We start from the raw sequence: 17,320 nt of genomic DNA, 5'->3' as shown, positions 1-17,320 counted from the left end.
GTGCCATCACTCTTTTGCGTGTCGGAGCTTTACCTTTGTTGCGCGTGTCCGCTGTGCGTGTCAGTCATTTTATTCCTTCGCTGCTGCTGTTGCTGGCGGGGCTCTCGGCTGCGTACGTTAAAGACCTGAATGTGTTCTTCACCTCGCTGTTCAACGTGCTGCCGACCCTGGTGCTGCTGCTCGGCGGTGCGTACTGCGCGGTGTATCGTCGCCAGCGTGAACTGTTCCTGATGATCACGGTGTATGTCGTTTACTTTCTGTTGGATACCCAGACCGATTACTACCGTGACAATGGCCGTGTGCGCGAAGATGCGGCGGTGGTCTTCCATCTGTGTTGCCTGTTGTTGCCGCTGCTGTTCACTATTTATGCGCTGTGGCAGGAGAAAACCCACCTGTTTCGCGACTTCGTTGCCCGCTGCGCAGTGCTCTTCGCCATCGGTAGCGTGGCCTTGGCGCTTGAGCAAAGTTTCCCGCAGGGTTTGCTGAACTGGCTGGCGGAGATTCGCTGGCCGGCCTTGCATGGCAGTTGGATGAACCTGATCCAGTTGTCGTACCCCATGTTCATGATTGGTTTTGTTGCCCTGGCGGCGCAGTACTGGCGCCAGCCGCGCCCGTTGCATGCGGCGCAACTGGTCGGGCTGTTGGGGTTGTTCTGGATGTTGCCGCAGACGTTCATTCTGCCGTTCACCCTGAACATCATTTGCAGCCAGGTGATGTTGATGATCGCCGCTGGTGTGGCCCATGAAGCCTATCAAATGGCCTTTCGCGATGAGCTGACCGGTTTGCCGGGGCGCCGCGCACTCAATGAGCGCATGCAACGGCTGGGGCGTAATTACGTGCTGGCGATGACCGACGTCGACCACTTCAAGCGCTTTAACGACACGCATGGCCACGACGTGGGCGACCAGGTACTGCGCCTGGTCGCCAGCAAACTGTCCAGGGTCAATGGTGGCGGGCGCGCGTACCGTTATGGCGGTGAAGAGTTTGCCGTGGTGTTTGCCGGCAAAACGCTGGACGAATGCATGCCGCATCTGGACGAGATCCGCGAGGTCATCGCCACGTATGACATCAAGCTGCGCAACCCGGACCGTCCGCATGACGACCTGCAAGGCCGCCAGCGCCGCACGGCCGGCGGCGCATCGAGTGTGTCGGTGACCGTGAGCATCGGCGTGGCCGAGCGCCAGGCCGAGCAGCGCACCCCGGAAGAGGTGCTCAAATCCGCCGACCAGGCGCTCTACGCGGCCAAGGGCGCCGGGCGTAACTGCGTGGTCGCCGCCGGGCAAACCCGTCGTGGCGCGGTGCGCATGGAGAGTGCTGCCGGTTGAGTGATGGTGGTGTATTCAGCGGTTCTACAATGATTGTTTGCGGCGGTGGCCGGCAGTAGCTTGAACCCATCTGCTGCCGGAGACATTGCCATGCCTGACTACAAAGCTCCCTTGCGCGATATGCGCTTTCTGATCGACACCGTGTTCGACTTCCACGGCCACTACGCTGCCTTGGGCGCGACCGACGCCAGCCCGGATATGGTCGGTGCGATCCTCGAAGAAGGCGCCAAATTCTGCGAGAACGTGCTGTCGCCGCTCAATCGCAGCGGCGACGAAGAAGGCTGTCATTTCGAGAACGGCGTGGTTACTACACCCAAAGGCTTCAAGGACGCTTTCGCCCAGTACGTGGAAGGCGGTTGGCACGGCCTGGCCGCAGACCCGGCCTACGGTGGCCAGGGCTTGCCGCACTCGTTGGGCCTGGTGCTGAGCGAAATGATCGGCTCCAGCAACACGTCGTGGGGCATGTACCCTGGGCTGACGCATGGCGCGATGGCAGCGATTCATGCGCACGGCACCGAGGAGCAGAAAGCCACCTACCTGAACAAGCTCACCGCCGGTGAGTGGACCGGCACCATGTGCCTGACCGAAGCGCATTGCGGCACCGACCTGGGCCTGATCAAAACCCGCGCCGTGCCACAGGCGGATGGCAGTTACGCGCTCACCGGCAGCAAAATCTTCATATCAGCCGGCGAGCATGACCTCAGCGCCAACATTATCCATCTGGTGCTGGCCAAGCTGCCGGATGCCCCAGCGGGCACCAAAGGCATCTCGTTGTTTATCGTGCCCAAGTTCCATGCGGATTCGGGCGAGCGCAATGCGGTGCACTGCGGCGCCATCGAGCACAAAATGGGCATCAAGGCCTCGGCGACCTGCGTGCTGAACTTCGACGGCGCCAAGGGCGTGCTGATTGGCGAGGCGAATAAAGGCCTCAATTGCATGTTCACCATGATGAACCACGCGCGCCTGGGCACCGGCATGCAGGGCCTGTGCAATGGCGAGGCGAGTTTTCAGGGCGCGATCAAATACGCCAACGACCGCCTGCAAATGCGTTCACTCAGCGGCGCCAAGGCTCCCGAGAAAGCCGCCGACCCGATTATCGTGCACGCCGACGTGCGCCGTATGTTGCTGACCATGAAAGCCCTCAACGAAGGCAACCGCGCGCTGGCTTATTTCACCGCGCAACTGCTCGACACCGCGCACCTGAGCCAAGACGCCGCTGAGCGCCAGGAAGCCGAAGACTTGTTGGCGTTCCTGACGCCCATCTGCAAAGCGTTTATGACCGATACCGGGCTGGAAGTGACCAACCACGGCATGCAGGTATTCGGTGGCCACGGCTATATTCGTGAATGGGGCATGGAACAACTGGCACGGGATGCGCGGATTGCGCCGATCTATGAAGGCACCAACGGCATTCAGGCGCTCGACCTGCTCGGGCGCAAGGTGCTCGGTAGTCAGGGCAAGCTGCTGCGCGGGTTTACCAAAATCGTGCATAAGTTCTGCGCAGCGAATGCCGGGCACCCGCAGCTCAAGGCGCATGTGGAGCAGCTCAATCAACTGAACCAGCAATGGGGCGAGCTGACGATGAAGGTCGGCATGGCGGCGATGAAAAACCCGGATGAAGTGGGCGCGGCAGCCGTGGATTACTTGATGTACAGCGGTTACATCATTCTGGCCTACCTGTGGCTGCGCATGGCGATCTCGGCTCAGGCTCAGGTTGATGACGCCGCGTTTGCCCAAGCCAAATTGGCGACGTGCGATTTCTACTTCAAGCGCCTGCTACCGCGCACTGCAGCGCACCGAGCCGCCGTGGAGGCGGGCAGCGAGTGCCTGATGAGCCTGCCGGCGGAGGCGTTCGCCCTGTAAGCGTAATTGACTCAAAAGGGTTCACCTGTGACTCCCGGCGTGACTTATAAATACTTGCTGGTCACGAACGGACCCTATGTGTCTGAAAAGTTGTTCGGGTACACTCGGAGCCTGTAAAACCGATCTCACCGAATCACTTTTTACGTTCTCACGAGGTTTGCCATGGCTGATTACAAAGCGCCGCTGCGTGATATGCGCTTCGTCCTCAACGAAGTTTTTGAGGTCGCAAAAACGTGGGCTCAATTGCCGGCATTGGCAGACACCGTGGATGCCGAAACCGTCGAGGCTATCCTCGAAGAAGCCGGCAAAGTCAGCACCAAAACCATTGCGCCGATCAATCGCGGTGGCGATGAACAAGGCTGCCGCTGGGCGGACACGGTTGTCAGCACCCCGGACGGTTATCCACACGCCTACAAAACCTACGCTGAAGGCGGTTGGGTGGGTGTAGGTGGCGACCCGGCGTTCGGTGGCATGGGCATGCCCAAGGCGGTATCGGCGCAAGTCGAAGAGATGATCAACTCGGCGAGCCTGGCGTTCGGCCTGTACCCGATGCTGACGTCCGGCGCTTGTGTGTCGATCAACACTCACGCCAGCGAAGCGCTCAAGGCCACGTATCTGCCGAAAATGTACTCGGGTGAGTGGGCCGGTTCCATGTGCCTGACCGAAGCGCATGCCGGTACGGATTTGGGCATTATCCGCACCAAGGCCGAGCCTCAGGCCGACGGCTCCTACACCCTCAGCGGCAGCAAGATTTTTATCACCGGTGGCGAACACGACCTCACCGAAAACATCATCCACCTGGTGTTGGCCAAGCTGCCGGATGCACCGGCGGGTCCGAAGGGTATCTCGCTGTTTCTGGTGCCCAAGTTCATGGTCAATGCCGACGGTAGCCTGGGCGCGCGCAACGCGGTGACCTGCGGCTCGATCGAACACAAGATGGGCATCCAGGCGTCGGCTACCTGCGTGATGAACTTTGACCAGGCCGTGGGCTATCTGGTGGGCGAGCCGAACCGTGGTCTGGCGGCGATGTTCACCATGATGAACTATGAGCGCCTGGGGGTGGGTATTCAGGGCCTGGCGTCGGGTGAGCGGTCTTATCAAAACGCCATTGAGTACGCCCGTGACCGTCTGCAAAGCCGTTCGCCGACCGGCGCGCAGGCCAAGGACAAAGTCGCCGACCCGATCATCGTGCACCCCGACGTGCGCCGCATGCTGCTGACCATGAAAGCTGCGAACGAAGGTGGCCGTGCGTTCTCCACTTACGTGGCAACCCAGTTGGACATCGCCAAGTTCAGCGAAGATCCCCGCGCGCGCGAGCGTGCAGACAGCCTGGTGGCGTTGCTGACCCCGGTGGCCAAGGCGTTTCTCAGCGACCTCGGCCTTGAAACCACGGTGCTCGGCCAGCAGGTGTTTGGCGGCCACGGCTACATTCGCGAGTGGGGCCAGGAGCAGTTGGTGCGTGACGTGCGCATCACGCAGATCTACGAAGGCACCAACGGCATTCAGGCGCTGGACTTGGTAGGGCGCAAGATCGTCGGCAGCGACGGCGCGTTCTACACCTTGTTCGCCGAGGAGATCCGCCAGTTCATCGCCACGGCAGGCGCCGAGCTGGGCGAATTTACCCGCCCGCTCAGCGCAGCCGTGACCCACCTGGATGAATTGACGGCGTGGGTGCTGGACCGCGCCAAAACCAACCCGAATGAAATCGGCGCGGCGTCGGTGGAGTACCTGCATGCCTTCGGCTACGTGGCTTATGCCTATATGTGGGCGCGCATGGCCAAGGCGGCGTTTGGCAAAGAGGCTGAGGAAGACTTCTATGCCAGCAAGCTGGGCACTGCACGTTTCTACTTTGCCCGCTTGCTGCCGCGTATTCACTCGCTGAGCGCTTCGGTAAAAGCCGGCAGCGAATCGCTGTTCCTGATGGATGAGGCGCTGTTTTAAGGGCGAAAAGAGCGTGTAAGCATTCTCTTACACGACGTGCTGCTATTCGTCCTCTATCGCCAAATTGGATCCACGGATAATCTACTTCACATGGACGTAGCGCAGGAAGCGCAAAGAAACAACACGGACACGTAGGATTCTGCCAGGACGGCGGAGTGAAATGGATGTCAGGGAAACAGTCTGCAAAACCCCGCTTCGGCGGGGTTTTCTTTTGCCCGCGAAAAAGTCAGGCCTGCGCCTGCGGGGCATTCATCACGTCCTCGAGCAAGGTGCGCAGCAACGCCATCGTCGCTTGCTGGCGCTGCACATCGCGGCACACCAAGCCCACTTTCAGCGGCACTCTCGGTTCACTCAAGGGTTTCCACAGCAGCAACTGACTATTGTGTTCGTCCTGGGAGCGCCCAGGCAGCACCGTCGCCAATTGGGTGTGCGGCAAACTGTCGAGAATCCCCGCCATCGTATTCAGCTCGGCCTGCACTTGCGGGCGCCGCCCCAGATTAGCCAACTGGCCCTGCCAGATCTGCCGTATTTGAAACTCCTCCCCCAACAGCAACATCGGCAACTCGGCTGCCTGTTTCAGCGAGACCTTCTTGAATTCACGCAAAGGATGGTCGTCCGGGATCACCACCTTTAACTCATCTTCATACAACAGCACGCCGTGTAACCCCGGCTGGCGTGGCGGCAGGTAACTGATACCAATATCCAGCGAGCCGTTGAGCAGCCGGCGTTCGATTTCAAGCCCGGTCAGTTCGTAGATCTGCACCACCAAATGTGGCTGCGCTTTGCGCACGCGTTCGAGCATTTGCGGAACCAGGCTGGTGTGCACGGTTTGCAGCACGCCAATGGCCAGCGTGCGCATCGCCTGGCCCTTGAAGTTGCGCAAGGCTTCGATGGCGTGTTGCATGCCATCAATCAACGGCAAGGCGTGGTTGTACAAGGTGTGCGCGGCCAATGTGGGCAACAGGCGCTTGCTGCTGCGCTCGAACAGGCTCACGTCCAGGTTCTGTTCGAGTTGGCGAATCTGTTGCGACAGCGCCGGTTGGGAGATCGACAGGCGCTCGGCTGCGCGGCCTACGTGGCCTTCTTCATAGACCGCGACGAAATAACGCAGTTGTTTGAAATCCATAAGGTTTGCTTATCGAAATAGCTCGAAAATCGAAATGGCTGATGGGGTCTGAGACGCCTAGTCTAGCGCCTATTCGCAGGGATTACAGGGCCGGATCGGGCAATGAACAGCGTGTGTGTTGAAGGTGTTTACATAGGCAAGGCAACAAACATCAATGCAGTGTTTGCAGGGAGCACAGACCAAGGTCCGGTTGCCATTGGGAGGCACCTGTGAATCTGTTCCGTCGCCCTGTGCCAAGCCTGGACGATTTGCTGCTGAATGCGCGACACAAGGATGTGCCCGGCGAATCGCTGATGCGCACCGTAGCCAGGCCGCCGCAGGTCTTTGTGCGCGGCCAAGGCGCGTGGCTTTGGGACAGTGATGGCCGTGCCTACCTGGATTTCAGCCAGGGCAACGCCGCCAACAGCCTCGGTCACAGCCCGCAGGTGTTGATCAAAGCTCTGGCCGATCAGACCCACGCCTTGATAAACCCCGGAAACGGCCTGCACAACGGCGCGCAACTTAACCTCGTCGACCGCCTTTGCCAACGCACCGGCAGCGATCAGGCCTATCTGCTCAACAGCGGCACGGAAGCCTGCGAAGCGGCGATCAAGTTGGCGCGCAAATGGGGCCAACTGCATCGTGGCGGCGCTTATCGCATCATCAGCGCCAGTAACGCTTGCCACGGCCGCAGTTTTGCGGCGCTGGCAGCCTCGGCGGGCGCCAGTGCAAACCGCTTTGAACCGCAATTGCCGGGTTTCAGTCACGTACCGTTCAACGACCTGCCGGCGTTGCATGCGGCGGTGGATGCGCAAACTGTCGCAATTATGTTGGAGCCGATCCAGGGCGAAGCCGGCGTGATACCCGCGACAGAACACTACCTCAAGGGCGTTGAGCGCCTGTGCCGTGAACTGGGCATTTTGCTGATTCTCGACGAAGTGCACACCGGCATCGGTCGCTGCGGCACCTTGCTCGTGGAACAACACTACGGCGTGCGCGCCGACATCATCACCCTCGGCAAAGGCCTGGGCGGCGGCGTGCCTTTGGCCGCATTGCTGGCGCGCGGCAAGGCCTGTTGCTTCGAGGTGGGAGAATTGGAAGGCACCCATCATGGCAATGCATTGATGGCAGCGGCCGGCGTGGCAGTACTTGATGCCGTGTCAGAGAACGGCTTTCTCGAGCAGGTGCGTGAGTGCGGCCTGTACCTGGGCGAAGGCCTGGCCCGAGTGGCCTATCGCTACGACCATGGCCAGTTACGCGGCCATGGCCTGATGTGGGGGCTGACGTTGTCGGATGATTCTGCAGATGCAGTGGTAAAGGCAGCGCTGCACGAAGGCTTGATCCTCACCGCGCCGCAGCCCAACTGTCTACGTTTTACCCCGGCCTTGAACGTCGGCAAAAACCACATTGACGACATGCTGCTGCGCCTCGCGCGCGCCTTTGCGCGTGTACGCACTGCCCAATTGCAATGCCGCAAAGGCATTGCTGTTTAACCGCCTGTTTCTGAACCGTCTCGCGACATACGCGGCGCCTCCAGCCTGATTCTTTTGGCTGGGGGCGTTTTTTTGTGCGTGACATTTTTGGACTGCAATGATCGCTTGAGACTGGGTGGAAAGCATGGCTTTTTAGCGGGCGTCGGCAAGGACTGCCGAAAGGGCTCGCACACTTTTTGCGTGCGCCATTTCTAATCTATACCACTGGGTGGTATGTTTGGCGGAAGGGATGACCATGAGGCTAAGATTGTTCAAAACTCGCAGTTTTGCGGATGCAGCCAGCAAGGCATGGATTTGCGATGCTGAGTTGAGGGAGCATTTGGCGAGATGCTCAAAGGCCAGGCGAATAATTTGGGTGGTGGTGTGTGGAAAAAGCGCCTCAACCAGAATAGACATCGTTCTATGGTGCTGGCCAAGGGCAGGCATTACTGGGTTTATCAGCTTCTGTTCGCTAAGCAGGACCAAAGCAACATCAGTCAAAACGATCTGGTCGGGCTTCGGGCGATTGCAAAGACCTATGAAGGTTTAAATCAAGCACAGGTCCAGCAGCTACTGGATATGAAGGAGTTTGTGGAGATACATCATGACCAGAAAATATGAAAGTGAAGCGCTGGAGTCCGTTCATCAATCGGCCGAGGCGTTGTATTCGATTGGCGCCATCAGCAAGACCACGCTCCGAGAATTCGACGCGATGTGCTTTGCACCTGCACCGGCACAAATCCCGGCCGAGCAAATCAAACAACTGCGCGAAAACAGCCACGTCAGCCAACCGGTGTTTGCCCGCTACCTGAACACCAGCGCCTCTACCGTGAAAAAATGGGAATCCGGCGAGAAGCAACCCAGCGGCATGGCGCTCAAGTTGCTGAGTATCGTACAAAAGCACGGCCTGGAAATTCTCGCCTGAAGATGGCGCAATGCCAGAACCCACTGAACCCTCACGAGTGCTCAAGGTCGATTAGCTACACGGCTCACACGAGCCGATTTTTTGGAGCTGAACCCATGGACATCATTCGTATCATCATCGCCATTTTGCTGCCGCCACTGGGTGTGTTCATGCAAGTGGGTTTTGCTGGCGCGTTCTGGCTGAATATTCTGCTGACCTTGTGCGGTTATTTCCCCGGCATCATTCACGCCGTGTACATCATCGCCAAGCGCTGAGGCCTTTAGCCTTTTGCGATGAGCCGTGAGTTGCGCTCGTTGCGAAAGGCCAATTGCTCAATAGTCTGAGTGGCGTGTTCGGCTTCTTCCCGCGCTTGCAGGATGATGCCGTGCTGCTCGGACTTGCTGCACACCGGATCAGCGTTGCTCGCGTCCCCCGTGAGCATGAACGCCTGGCAACGGCAGCCGCCGAAGTCTTTTTCCTTTTCATCGCATGAACGGCACGGCTCCGGCATCCAGTCGTAACCGCGAAAGCGGTTGAACCCGAACGAGTCGTACCAGATGTGCTGCATGCTGTGATCGCGCACGTTGGGAAATTGCACGGGTAGCTGTCGGGCACCGTGACAGGGCAGGGCAGTGCCGTCCGGCGTTACCGTCAGAAATAGGCTGCCCCAGCCATTCATGCAGGCTTTAGGGCGCTCCTCGTAGTAATCCGGCGTCACGAATATCAGTTTGCACGGGTGGCCTTCGGCTTCGAGCTTGGCGCGGTATTCGTTGGTGATGCGTTCGGCACGCACCAGTTGTTCTTGCGTCGGTAACAACCCCACACGATTGAGCTGCGCCCAGCCGTAGAACTGGCAGGTGGCGAGTTCGACGAAGTCCGCCTCCAGCGCGATGCACAACTCGATGATGCGGTCGATCTTGTCGATATTGTGCCGATGCGTGACAAAGTTAAGCACCATCGGATAGCCGTGCGCCTTGACCGCGCGGGCCATTTCCAACTTTTGCGCGAACGCTTTTTTCGAGCCAGCCAGCAGGTTGTTCACTTGCTCGTCACTGGCCTGGAAGCTGATCTGGATATGGTCCAGCCCGGCCTTCTTGAAGTCGCTGATCTTTTGCTCGGTGAGGCCGATGCCGGAGGTGATCAAGTTGGTGTAGAAGCCCAGCTTGCGCGCCTCGGCGATCAGCTCGGCGAGGTCTTGGCGCACCAGTGGCTCGCCACCGGAAAACCCCAGTTGCGCCGCGCCCATCTCCCGCGCTTCGCGAAATACCTTGATCCACTGCTCGGTACTCAGCTCTTTGCCCTGCTCGGCAAAATCCAGCGGGTTGGAGCAATATGGGCACTGCAACGGGCAGCGATAGGTCAGCTCGGCGAGCAACCACAGCGGCAGGCCAATGGCTGGCGTCTCAGGCAAGGGTGATCCAGTGCTCAGCACGGGCGACCTCCATGAATTGCTCGATGTCTGCAGCGAGCTCCGGTACGCCGGGGAACTGCTTGTCCAGCTCGGCGATAATGGCAGCCACGTCACGCTCGCCGTCGATCAAACCACCGATCAATGCGGCGCTGTCATTGAGCTTGATCATGCCTTCCGGGTAGAGCAATACGTGGCCTTTTTGCGCGGGCTCGTACTGGTAGCGATAGCCCTGACGCCACGTCGGTTTTTTGCTGCGATCAAAGCTCATAGGGTGATCCCTTTATGCCACACCCGCTGCTCGGTCACGCTGTGATAGGGCGGGCGGTTGAGTTCGTAGGCCATGCTCATGGCGTCGAGCATGCTCCACAGGATGTCGAGCTTGAACTGGAGTATTTCCAGCATCCGCTCCTGGCCTTCGCGGGTGGTGTAGTGTTGCAGCGTAATCGCTAAACCGTGCTCCACGTCGCGCCGGGCCTGGCCCAGACGGGTACGGAAATATTCATAACCGGCAGGGTCGATCCACGGGTAATGCTGCGGCCAGCTGTCGAGCCGCGATTGGTGAATCTGCGGCGCGAACAGTTCAGTCAGCGAGCTGCTCGCAGCTTCTTGCCAACTGGCACGGCGCGCAAAGTTGACGTAGGCATCCACCGCAAAACGCACGCCGGGCAGCACCAGCTCCTGGGAGCGCAGTTGGTCCGGGTCGAGGCCGACGGCCTGGCCCAAACGCAGCCAGGCCTCGATACCGCCGTCTTCACCGGGCGCGCCGTCGTGGTCGAGCAAGCGCTGGATCCACTCACGGCGGATCTCACGGTCCGGGCAGTTGGCCAGGATCGCGGCGTCCTTCAACGGGATGTTCACCTGGTAGTAAAAACGGTTGGCGACCCAGCCCTGGATCTGCTCGCGGGTAGCACGACCTTCATACATCGCCACGTGATACGGGTGATAGATATGGTAGAAGGCGCCCTTGGCCCGCAACGCCTGCTCAAAGGCTTCGCGCGTCAGCGGTGTGTCAGTCATTTGGTTTGCTCCTACAATTGGATGCTCATGCCGTCGTAAGCCACTTCGACATTGCGCCGCACCAGTTCCGCTCGCTCGAGGGAGTCTTCATCGAGGATCGGGTTGGTGTTGTTGATGTGAATGAGCACTTTGCGTTGGGTGGGCAATTGCTCCAGCACTTCGAGCATGCCGCCGGGGCCGTTTTGCGCCAGGTGGCCCATCTCGCGGCCGGTGCGCGTGCCGACGCCACGGCGCTGCATTTCGTCGTCATCCCACATCGTACCGTCCACCAGCAGGCAATCGCTGCCGGCCATAATCTCCAGCAACGGCGCATCGACTTTGCCCAAGCCAGGCGCATAGAACAGTTTGCCGCCGGTGCGCAGGTCTTCGACGATCAGGCCGATGTTGTCGCCCGGGTGCGGGTCGAAGCGGTGTGGCGAGTAGGGCGGCGCGGCGCTGCGCAGCGGCAGCGGCGTGAAACGCAAGTTGGGGCAGGCCGGGATGGTGAAGCTGGCGTCCAGCTCGATACGGTTCCAGGCCAGGCCGCCGTTCCAGTGGGTGAGCATGGTGAACAGTGGAAAACCGCTGCTCAGGTCTTCATGGACCATGTCGGTGCACCACACTGAGTGCGGGCAGCCTTCACGCAGGCTCAACAAGCCGGTGGTGTGGTCGATCTGGCTGTCCATCAGGATGATCGCGCTGATGCCGGTATCGCGCAGCGCGCGGCCGGGTTGCATCGGCGCAAAGCTCTGCAGTTGCGCGCGAATATCCGGCGAAGCATTGCACAGCACCCAATTCACGCCATCGTCCGAGATCGCGATAGACGACTGAGTGCGCGCGTGCGCCCGTAGGCTGCCGTCGCGAAAACCCGCGCAATTCACGCAGTTGCAGTTCCACTGCGGGAAGCCACCGCCGGCGGCGGAACCTAGAATCTGGACAAACATGTTCGCTCCATCAAGCACAGCTCAAAACAAAAACGCCCCGGGCGAACCGAGGCGTTGTATTACTCAGCCAATTAACGGCTGGCGAAGTACATGGTGACTTCGAAACCGATGCGCAGGTCGGTGTAAGCAGGTTTTGACCAGGTCATATTCATACTCCTATCAAGGGATGGGACTTTCATTACCGAGCAATACATATAGTCCACCTCCAGTCGGAGATGTTCAGATAGTGCGTACGGATATTACGCAATTCTTTTCCAGTTAGCGCTGTCTTGGCGGAAAAAGCCTTTTGCAGTGTCGGCAATGATCAGCCCACAGACGCCTCGATATCGATGATGCGCGGGCCGTTGGCCACGTAGCGCCAGCCGCCTTTGGCGTCCTTGAGTTGCTTGGCCGCGTGCCGTAAATCCTCGCGTGTACAGGCTTTGATCAGCTGCTGAAGCTGTTCAAGATACCCCGGCAGATGGCCCGCCAATTGTGCGTGCCACAGCAGGTCGGCGGCCTGTGCGATGGGCAACGTTTTGACACAGAATTGTTGCGCCAGGTTCTGGCTGCCCAAGTCTGTACTGCCCTCGATCAGCGTCGGCAGTTGCGCCAGGAACCTGTGCAGGTGAGCGACGATTTCGGCCAGCGAAACGCTGGGGGATTGCACGCCAAACAGCAGGCCGGTTTGCCCGTGGATCTGTCGGATGTGGCTGAATACCGCGTAGCCGAGTTGCAGCTCGACGCGCAGGCATTGGAAGAATGGCCCTTGCAGCAGATGCCCGAGCAATCGCCAGGCCGCCTCATCGGCCAGAGAGTGCGTCGGTGTTGGGCAAAACAGCAGCAGTGCGGCTTCACGGGTGTCGGTTTTTACCGCGTGCCAGAGGTGCTGGCCTTCAAGGTTTTGCAGCGTGTAATCGAGGCTTGCCGGCTGCCCCGGCAAGCGTGCGGCTGCGGTTTTGATCGCCGCTTCGCAGGCGGCGGGCAAACCTGCCCCCAGCCCTTGCCAGCGTGCACTGGCCCATGACGCGGGCGTCGCGCTGGCCTGCGCATTGACGGCGGTGCAGCAGGCGGGCAGCGCCTTGAGCAATGCTCGTATCGCGATCATCGGCGCCGCGGGGGGTTGCGCCACGTGTGCATCGGTGTGGTTCAGGCTGCTCGCCAGCGCGTCGAGCACTGCCGGCATCGGCTCATGAAGGCCGATCATTTTTACCAGCCAATCATTGCCGGTGGTTTCGCAGGACAGCTCGACACCGGCCTGACGGGCCTGCTCGCGCAACGGCTGCAATGTGCTTTCCAGCCCAGCCGGTACGGCTGAATCAAACCGCCAGTGCAGGTACAGCGCGCCTTCATCGCTGTCATCCGGCAAGGCTTGGCTAAAGGTCAGCGCTGACACTTCCCGTCGCCCCCGCGAGCGATCTTGAGCAAAGGTACGCAAGCCACGGTGAGCGCTGGTTTGGCCGCGAATCAGCCCCGCGCGTTGCTCTTGAACCGGTGGGCGCAGGAGCGGGTTGTGCGGCGGCAGTTGCCAAGCGTGCTCCGAGGGCGGCAGGTGCAATGCATAAAGCATCGTCTTCAGCGCGGCGAAGCCCTGTTCCGAAAGGCCTTGGCTGGCATTTCGAGCCAACGCGAGCGGGCCTTGGATCTGTTGTTGGCGAGCCGCAATCAGCGCGTATTCTTCGCGCAGAGAGGTCCAATTGCTCTGTGCGAAAAAGCTCAGCCAGTCGTGCAGCAGCGCCTTGATGTGTGCGGCTCTATTGCAGTCGGGATCCAGCGTCACGTCAATGTCCAGCAGCGCTTGCCCGGCGAAGTGATAAAGCACAGACGCCTGCAGTGCAGTGGCCAGCTTTTGCGCTTTCAGTTCAGCCAGCAAGCCGCCGGGCGCCGATGCGTTGAGCCAAGTGCACAGAAAATCCAGGGCTTCGCCGGGCGCGTCAGCGGCCATCACGTGGTGCAGGTGATCATTGGCGGTGTGTTGATAGCCCCGCGCCTGGCCTTGCAGCAAGGCCGGAGGAGCGGCCTGCGGGTGCGCAGGCCCGGAGGTTAATGCTTGGCTGAAACGCTGGGCCAACGCTTCCAGCTCTTGTAGCGGCTGTGGGCCGGCGAGGCTCAGGGCCATCTGCCCACTCTGATAAAAATGCGTGTGGAATGCCCGCAGTGCTTGCTGAAATGCCTCACGCTCCACCGGCAGGCTGTCGCGGTTACCCATATGAAAGCCGCGCAGCGGGTGGTCAGCCGCCAAGCCCTGCAGCAGCGCGACTTCTTGCTGCGCCTTGGCATCTTGCGACCATGCAACAAACTCTGCGTGCAGCACTTCGCGCTCACGCAGTTGGTCTTCAACCGCCAGGCGCGGGTGCGTCAGCATGTCTGCCAGCCGCTCCAGCCCGTCAGCAAACGTGGCTATCGGCACTTCAAAGAAGAAGTCTGTGGTGCGCTCACGGGTGCTGGCGTTGACCTGCCCGCCATGACGCTGCACGTAGGCCATCAAGCCTTCGTGCGTGGGAAAACGCTCAGTACCAAGAAACAGTAAATGCTCAAGAAAATGCGCCAACCCTGGCCAGGCCAGTGGCACGTCATGGCTGCCGGCGGCCACCCGTAAAACTGCCGCGCAGCGTTTCAAGCGCGGCGCATGGCGCAAGGAAACCCGCAGGCCGTTGGCCAGGGTCAAGTGAAGGTGATGAGGGTGGGCCGGCGCAGGCATGGGCACTTCCGAAACGTGGGAAGTGCCAATGCTAACGCATCCCGCCAAATCAGGTCAGATCAGGGCTTGTATAGCGCGCCGTACAGCTCGGGGCGACGGTCTTGCAGGTAGTGATTGGCGGCGCGTGCGTCGAAGATAGCCTGGCGCTCCAGAGTGCCGACGATCAACGCTTCGTCCAGGCCAGCCTGGGCGATGCGCTGGCCATTCGGCGCGGCAATGCTGCTTTGACCACAGTATTGAATATCGCCTTCCTGCCCACAGTAGTTGGCGTAGGCCACGTAACACTGGTTTTCAAACGCCCGCGCCCGCACGGTCACATCGGCGACGAAGTCGAACGGCAGCATATTGGCAGTGGGCACCAGGATCAGCTCGGCACCGGCCAAGGCCAGGCGCCGCGTATTTTCCGGAAACTCAAGGTCGTAGCAGATCAGCAACCCGAGCTTCCAGCCGTTCAATTCCACCAATGGGAAGTCATCCCCACCGGCGCTGAACATCGCGTGGTCCAAGTCGCCAAACAAGTGAGTTTTGCGATAGTTGCACAGGCGCTGGCCGTGCGCGTCGATCAACTGCACGGCGTTGTAGATCTGCCCATCCTCGGCCCGCTCCGGGTAGCCGTACAGAATCGCCAGCCCGGCGCTTTTTGCCAATTCGGCTATCGCCTGTGCCGATGGCCCATCCTGCGCTTCGGCCAGCGCGCCAACGGCTTCGACGCCGATGTTGTAACCGCTGAGGAACATCTCCGGCAGCACCAGCACATCGGCACCCGACGCCTCATGCGCGAGTTGGTGGAGGCGTGTCAGGTTGCCGGCCACATCCAGCGGCAGCGGTGGGCATTGGTACAAGGCAACGCGCATGTTCAACTCCTTAATCGGCCAGGGCGATCGGCCCGATTTCGTCAAATACATCACCCGGCCCCGGGTTTTCCGGGTGAGTGCTGCCACCAAAGTGGGTCATGATGCCCCACACCGCGTTCAGTGAGGTTTGCACCGCGCCCTCCACCCAGGCCGGCGTCCACGACACGTCGTCACCGGCGATAAAAATTCCGCGTTGCTCGGCGGGCATGTCCTTCTGCATGAAGTGCGCGTACATGCGCTGGTTGTAGCGATAGTGGCCAGGCAGCGCGCCTTTGAATGCGCCGAGAAAATGCGGGTCGGCCTCCCAGGACACGGTAATCGGGTCGCCGATAATGCGCGCCTTGATGTCGACTTTCGGGTAGATCTTTTTCAGTGCGTCGAGTGCCAGCTTCACCCGCTTGTCGATGGGCTGAGGGAGCATTTTCAGCGCGTCGCTCATCCACGAGTACGACAGGCAAATCACTCCCGGCTTGTCGTCGCCGTTGTCGAATTTGCCGTTTTCAAACAAATACGTGCCGCGTGTCAGGCGATCGGTGAGGGTCATGCTCATCAGGTCGCGGCCGGTCTCCGGGTCTTTGTCTTTCCAAAATGGACGGTCGACCATCACGAAGGTTTTCGACGACTGCATGTAACGAGTACGGTCGAGGGCCATCCACATTTTTTGCGAGAACAGGGTTTCGTCGCAGTCGATCTGAGTGGTCAGCAGCCAGCTTTGGCAGGTGGTCAGCACCGCAGCGTATTCGCGCGTGTCGCCATAGTTATCGGTCACTGCAAAACGGCCACCGGCCGCGTGCGCAATGCGCTTGACCCCGGCCCGTGGCGCGCCATGGTGCAACGAGCTGAGGCTGGTACCGGCTGGCCAATGCGCGCAACGCTCCGGCACATGGCGCCAGATACCCATGGGTACTTGCGCTACGCCACCGACCACCAAGTGCTGATGGTCGTCGCAGTTGGTCATGACTACGCGGAAAATTTCGAGCATCGAATTGGGGAAATCCGAGTCCCAGCCGCCGGTGCCGAAACCCACCTGGCCAAACACTTCGCGGTGCGCGAACGACAGTTTGGCGAAGGCTTTGGAGGTGGCGACGAAATCATAGAAGGTGCGGTCGTCCCACAGCGGCACCAGCTTGTTCCACAGCGCTTTGAGGCGCGGCACGTCGCGGTCGCGGATGGCTTGCTGAATATCACCGAATTGCGAGCCGGCTTCCAGCGCATCGGCCCAGGCATCTGCGACTTCCTGAAACAGCACCGGCAAGTCGGAGAGTTTTTCGGCGTAGTGGGTCTGGCCTTCCAGGTCGACCACCGTGCTGCCGGAGGCCGGCGTCAGCGGGTTGGGGAAGGGTTTAGTCTCCAGGCCCAGCTTGTCCACATAGTGGTAAAACGCGGTGGAGGACACTGGAAAACGCATGCCACCCAACTCGGCGATGATGCCTTCTGCACCTTCAAACGCCTGAGAGCGCAGGCGACCGCCCATTTTCGAGGCCTCGTACACCACCGGTTTGAGGCCCAGCTTCATCAACTCGTAAGCGGCCACCAGGCCCGCAATCCCGGCACCGACAATCGCCACTTCGGCGCCGTGGTTGGCGGCCGGGATACTGCCCAGGCCCGCCGGATGCTCGATCCAGTCATCAAAGGCAAACGGAAAATCCGGGCCAAAAATGGTGATGGGCTTTTTGCCGTCGGCAGGGTGGCGATTGGTTTTGCTGATGGTGCTGGAAGGAATGCTCATGGCTGACCTTGCTGGCGACTCGGCGGCACGCGACCCACTGAGTATAGGAAAAGATGGCTGCCAGTTTAAGGAGCGTAGCGTCCGTTAATAAGACGC

General features: G+C 60.2%; 15 protein-coding genes and 1 pseudogene. 7 read left to right on the top strand and 9 right to left on the bottom strand.

Annotated elements, in window-relative coordinates; genetic code table 11:
* Positions 1-35 precede the first annotated feature (35 nt).
* From AO240_RS00375 to AO240_RS00365, 3 genes are all read left to right on the top strand, one after another.
* Positions 36-1,325: a diguanylate cyclase gene (locus AO240_RS00375; RefSeq protein WP_099234721.1), complete on the top strand. Its 1,290-nt coding sequence runs from the start codon at positions 36-38 to the stop codon at positions 1,323-1,325.
* Positions 1,326-1,415: 90 nt separating this feature from the next.
* Positions 1,416-3,188 carry an acyl-CoA dehydrogenase C-terminal domain-containing protein gene (locus AO240_RS00370; RefSeq protein ID WP_099234720.1) on the top strand — a complete coding sequence of 591 codons (1,773 nt, stop codon included), beginning with the start codon at positions 1,416-1,418 and terminating at the stop codon, positions 3,186-3,188.
* Between the two features lie 162 nt (positions 3,189-3,350).
* A complete protein-coding gene (locus tag AO240_RS00365; RefSeq protein ID WP_099234719.1) occupies positions 3,351-5,129 on the top strand; it encodes an acyl-CoA dehydrogenase C-terminal domain-containing protein in 1,779 nt (592 codons plus the stop codon).
* Between the two features lie 226 nt (positions 5,130-5,355).
* On the opposite strand, the gene AO240_RS00360 is transcribed toward AO240_RS00365, so the two are convergent.
* Entirely contained in the window at positions 5,356-6,255 is a 900-nt protein-coding gene (locus AO240_RS00360) for a LysR family transcriptional regulator (protein ID WP_058415241.1), read from the bottom strand.
* 209 nt (positions 6,256-6,464) lie between these two features.
* Between AO240_RS00360 and AO240_RS00355 the strand changes: the two genes are divergently transcribed.
* The 4 genes and pseudogenes from AO240_RS00355 to AO240_RS00340 all read left to right on the top strand — a co-directional run bounded on the left by AO240_RS00355 (position 6,465) and on the right by AO240_RS00340 (position 8,885).
* Positions 6,465-7,727, top strand: a complete 1,263-nt coding sequence (locus AO240_RS00355; protein WP_099234718.1) for an aspartate aminotransferase family protein — start codon at positions 6,465-6,467, stop codon at positions 7,725-7,727.
* 235 nt (positions 7,728-7,962) lie between these two features.
* Positions 7,963-8,327 (top strand): annotated as a pseudogene (locus AO240_RS00350) (type II toxin-antitoxin system RelE/ParE family toxin).
* Positions 8,311-8,631 (top strand): DNA-binding transcriptional regulator, encoded by a 321-nt coding sequence (locus AO240_RS00345; RefSeq protein ID WP_058415243.1) that lies wholly within the window; start codon positions 8,311-8,313, stop codon positions 8,629-8,631. Before AO240_RS00350 ends, AO240_RS00345 begins: the two are co-directional and overlap by 17 nt.
* Before the next feature lie 95 nt (positions 8,632-8,726).
* Positions 8,727-8,885 (top strand): YqaE/Pmp3 family membrane protein, encoded by a 159-nt coding sequence (locus tag AO240_RS00340; protein WP_082649098.1) that lies wholly within the window; start codon positions 8,727-8,729, stop codon positions 8,883-8,885.
* A gap of 5 nt (positions 8,886-8,890) precedes the next feature.
* Here the strand turns inward: AO240_RS00340 and pqqE are convergent, their stop codons facing one another.
* From pqqE to AO240_RS00300, 8 genes are all read right to left on the bottom strand, one after another.
* A complete protein-coding gene (gene pqqE, locus AO240_RS00335) occupies positions 8,891-10,021 on the bottom strand; it encodes a pyrroloquinoline quinone biosynthesis protein PqqE (protein ID WP_058415244.1) in 1,131 nt (376 codons plus the stop codon).
* Complete coding sequence (gene pqqD / locus AO240_RS00330) at positions 10,014-10,289, bottom strand: pyrroloquinoline quinone biosynthesis peptide chaperone PqqD (protein ID WP_099234717.1); 276 nt, start codon at positions 10,287-10,289, stop codon at positions 10,014-10,016. The genes pqqE and pqqD overlap by 8 nt, the downstream gene beginning before the upstream one ends.
* Positions 10,286-11,038, bottom strand: a complete 753-nt coding sequence (gene pqqC, locus AO240_RS00325; RefSeq protein ID WP_058415246.1) for a pyrroloquinoline-quinone synthase PqqC — start codon at positions 11,036-11,038, stop codon at positions 10,286-10,288. Before pqqC ends, pqqD begins: the two co-directional genes overlap by 4 nt.
* Before the next feature lie 11 nt (positions 11,039-11,049).
* Positions 11,050-11,961 carry a pyrroloquinoline quinone biosynthesis protein PqqB gene (pqqB, locus tag AO240_RS00320; RefSeq protein WP_099234716.1) on the bottom strand — a complete coding sequence of 304 codons (912 nt, stop codon included), beginning with the start codon at positions 11,959-11,961 and terminating at the stop codon, positions 11,050-11,052.
* A gap of 71 nt (positions 11,962-12,032) precedes the next feature.
* Complete coding sequence (gene pqqA / locus AO240_RS00315) at positions 12,033-12,107, bottom strand: pyrroloquinoline quinone precursor peptide PqqA (protein ID WP_003194766.1); 75 nt, start codon at positions 12,105-12,107, stop codon at positions 12,033-12,035.
* Positions 12,108-12,265: 158 nt separating this feature from the next.
* On the bottom strand, positions 12,266-14,641 hold the full coding sequence (pqqF, locus tag AO240_RS00310) for a pyrroloquinoline quinone biosynthesis protein PqqF (protein WP_099234715.1): 2,376 nt from the start codon (positions 14,639-14,641) through the stop codon (positions 12,266-12,268).
* A 59-nt stretch (positions 14,642-14,700) separates the two neighbouring features.
* Positions 14,701-15,495, bottom strand: coding sequence for a carbon-nitrogen hydrolase family protein (locus AO240_RS00305; protein ID WP_099234714.1), 795 nt, complete (start codon positions 15,493-15,495; stop codon positions 14,701-14,703).
* A 10-nt stretch (positions 15,496-15,505) separates the two neighbouring features.
* On the bottom strand, positions 15,506-17,203 hold the full coding sequence (locus AO240_RS00300; protein ID WP_058415294.1) for an NAD(P)/FAD-dependent oxidoreductase: 1,698 nt from the start codon (positions 17,201-17,203) through the stop codon (positions 15,506-15,508).
* Positions 17,204-17,320 lie beyond the last annotated feature (117 nt).

The sequence above is a fragment of the Pseudomonas sp. ICMP 460 genome (assembly GCF_002723595.1).
GTDB classification, from domain to species: domain Bacteria; phylum Pseudomonadota; class Gammaproteobacteria; order Pseudomonadales; family Pseudomonadaceae; genus Aquipseudomonas; species Aquipseudomonas kitaguniensis.
Note: the sequence above shows the minus strand (reverse complement) of the source record. Positions and strands in the feature narration are given on the sequence as shown.